The following is a 2998-nucleotide window of genomic DNA, read 5'->3' as shown; positions in this document are numbered from 1 at the left end:
GTGTCCCGCCAGGGCAGGGCGGCGAGCTGCCGGTATGCGGCCGGCTGATTGCGCTTGATCACCGCGATGCAGTGGGCGTTCTTGGCCTCGGCCAGCCAGGTGACGTTCGCCCGGACCGAGTGCAGCGCATCGAAAGTGACCAGGGCTGCGTCCAGGTCCAGCGGTTCGAGCAGGGGCTGGAAGTGCGCGGTCTCGTTCGTCTTCGCCCCGACCTCCGCCCGGGCGAGGGTCACCGCCCGGTGGTGGGTGACCGCGCAGAGCAGATGCCTGCGGGCGACGGACAGACGGGCGGAACCCTTCAGTGACTTGCCGTCGACGGCGACCACCCGCCGTTGCCCCACAGCTGTTCCCGCGGCGTTCCGGCCGGCGAGGTAGGCACCGACCGCCCGGTCCAGGGCGTCACCGTCGACGGCCGCCAGCACACGCCCGATCGTGGTCCGCGAGGGAGAACGGCGCCATCTCAGCGGATACCGGCGGACATCGACCGCCGTCAGCACGGCGTCCGAGGCCCGCTGGGCCCACTCGGCGATCTCGTCCACGCTCCTGGCTCCCGAAACAACCGCGCACGCACAGACCAGGAGGATCGATGCCAGCGAGTACCAGCGGCCCCGCCGCGCACGCGGGTCGGGCACCAGATCCAGGAAAGGCCGCAGGTCAGCAACCCGGTCGGCATCCAGTGGCCCCAGCTTCACCAGCACCGGCGGAATAGGGGAAGATACAACGGCAGGCACGGGCCACCTCATGATCGTTGAGCTTCGACACCCCAATGATCACGAAGCCCGTGCCTGCTCTGCTCTGCGCCCCAACCAGTCACAGCCCGACCAACCACCCGACTCCGGAACTCGCCCGAGCCTTGCCGGGTAGGAGGATCACCGTGGCCGTCACGGCGAGCGGTACCCGCTGCGGGTCGTCGTGCGGGACGACGGTCCGGGCATTCCGCCCGACCTCCTCCCGGTCGTCTTCGCACGCTTCACCCGCGGCGATACGTCCCGCTCCCGACGATCCGGACAGGACGGCGGGTCGGGCCTGGGCCTGACCATCGCCGCGGCGATCACGGCGGCGCACGGAGGCCGCATCGACGTGGAGAGCGAGCCGGGACGTACGGACTTCACGGTCGTCCTGCCCCGTAGCGGTTTCCCCTCCTCGTCCGGTACCCGGATGTCCCCGTCTCCACTGCCGGGTCAGGGCTGAGGGCCACGTGTTCCCGGGCGCGGGGCGCCGGAGGCGTCGCCTTGCGGCCAGTCAGGGCCGAAAGTCACGGTGAATCCTTAGAATTGCAGGTCAGGGATGTCGACGACGTGTGGCACGGGCCTGTCCGGGCGGCGGCGCAGGAGGTCCCGACAACCAGTCGCTGACCGAGGAGTTCTTCGGGCTCACCACGGACGGCAAGCGGGTCGACGACCTGTTCACCATCCACTCCACCGGCGTCGCGACCGCCCCTGTCATCACCGCCGCGACCGCCTTCCTGAACGGTCTGACCGACGACCGGAAGACCTCGACGCACTTCACGGTCCACTCCACCGAGTGGCGGCTGTGGAGCAACGTCGACAGCTACGGACGTCAGGGCGTCTCCCTCGCCGACCTGACCGACGAGCAGAAGGCGCTCGGCACCGCCCTGCTGAAGGCGGCGCTGAGCGCCGACGGCCTGGAGACGACGGAGAAGATCCGCCGCATCAACCAGGCCGCGGGCGAGGCGATCGGCAACACGAACTCCTTCAACGAGGACGCCTACTACTGGACGGTGATGGGCACCCCCTCGGACAGCGAGCCCTGGGGCTTCCAGTTCGACGGCCATCACCTGGTGGTCAATTACTTCGTCCTCGGTGACCAGGTCGTGATGAGCCCGTGCTTCTGGGGCTCGGAGCCGACCTCGATGGAGATCGACGGGGAGACGGTGAGCGTGTGCCACGAGGAGGTCGAGGCCTCGCTGGCCTTCGTCGGCTCCCTCACCGAGGCCCAGCGGGCCGTCGCCGTCGAGTCCACCACCAAGTCGAACGAGTCCATGAAGGCCGGCGCCTTCTCCGACAACACGGTCCAGGCCTACACCGGCCTGCGCTGCGACACCCTGAACGCGGGCCAGAAGAAGAAGCTCCTCGGCATCGCCGAGGCGTTCGTGGGCCGGGCGAAGGCCGACGCGGCGAAGGTACGGATGGCGGAGATCCGCAAGTGTCTCGACGACACCTACGTCACCTGGTCCAGCGGCATCGGCGACGACGACGCCTTCTACGTCCGGGTGCACAGCCCCGTCGTCTGGATCGAGGTCGACTGCCAGGCCCCCGGCCCCCTCGCCGGCGCCTACGACTCCACCCAGGGCACCCCGACCCAGAAGCACGTCCACTCGATCATCCGCACCCCCAACGGCAACGACTACGGCAAGGAACTCCTCAGGCAGCACTACCTGACCTCGCCCCACCACCGCTGACCGGTGCGGTCCGGGAGCCCGCCCACCCCGGCCCGAGCGGGTTCCCACACTGCTTCCGCACCGGCGCGATCCTGCCGAGGATCCGTGTACGGCACGACCGGACCGCGGTGACCGCCTCCAGCCCGCTCAACGCCGGCGGGAGTTGTCGACCTTGGTCGCACCGTCCTGGACGACCGCCCGTACGTTCTCGGCCGGTTCGGCCAGGACGGCGATGTTCTCGAGGGCATCGGCAGAAGTGGCGCCTGGCCCTGGACGCCCTGGACGAGCTGGCCGGATGGCAGCTGGGGCGGCCGGTGGTGGTGGCCGATGCCGACTACGGCCGCAACGCCGACTTCCGCGCCGCCCTGATCGAACGGGGTCACCCGTTCGTGGTCGGTGTCCGCGGTGACCTGATGGTCCAGCCCGGTCAGGCGGTGCCCGAGGTCCCGGTCCGGTCCGGCGTGGGCCGCCCGCCGGTGCCCCGCTACCGGCAGCCACCTGTCTCGGTGGCGGACCTGACCCTGGCTGCCGGCCGGCAGGCCTGCGCGGAGGTGACCTGGCGGGAGGGCTCGCGCGGTGCGATGACCTCCCGCTTCC

3 protein-coding genes and 1 pseudogene are annotated in these 2998 nt (G+C 70.2%); 3 read left to right on the top strand and 1 reads right to left on the bottom strand.

What is annotated here, in order from left to right:
• Nucleotides 1-632: ISAs1 family transposase (locus IE271_RS40505; protein WP_229919975.1), on the bottom strand; the 632-nt coding region annotated here is incomplete at its 3' end.
• A gap of 280 nt (nucleotides 633-912) precedes the next feature.
• Here IE271_RS40505 and IE271_RS40500 point away from each other — a divergent pair.
• The 3 genes and pseudogenes from IE271_RS40500 to IE271_RS40490 all read left to right on the top strand — a co-directional run.
• Nucleotides 913-1191, top strand: a complete 279-nt coding sequence (locus IE271_RS40500) for an ATP-binding protein (protein ID WP_308435262.1) — start codon at nucleotides 913-915, stop codon at nucleotides 1189-1191.
• A gap of 109 nt (nucleotides 1192-1300) precedes the next feature.
• Nucleotides 1301-2422, top strand: coding sequence for a DUF3500 domain-containing protein (locus IE271_RS40495; protein ID WP_229919974.1), 1122 nt, complete (start codon nucleotides 1301-1303; stop codon nucleotides 2420-2422).
• 221 nt (nucleotides 2423-2643) lie between these two features.
• Nucleotides 2644-2998 (top strand): annotated as a pseudogene (locus IE271_RS40490) (transposase); the annotation flags it as partial.

It is taken from the genome of Streptomyces minutiscleroticus (assembly GCF_014650875.1).
Lineage (GTDB): Bacteria > Actinomycetota > Actinomycetes > Streptomycetales > Streptomycetaceae > Streptomyces > Streptomyces minutiscleroticus.
The sequence above is the reverse complement of the archived record's forward strand: the minus strand, read 5'-3'. Positions and strand labels throughout refer to the sequence as shown.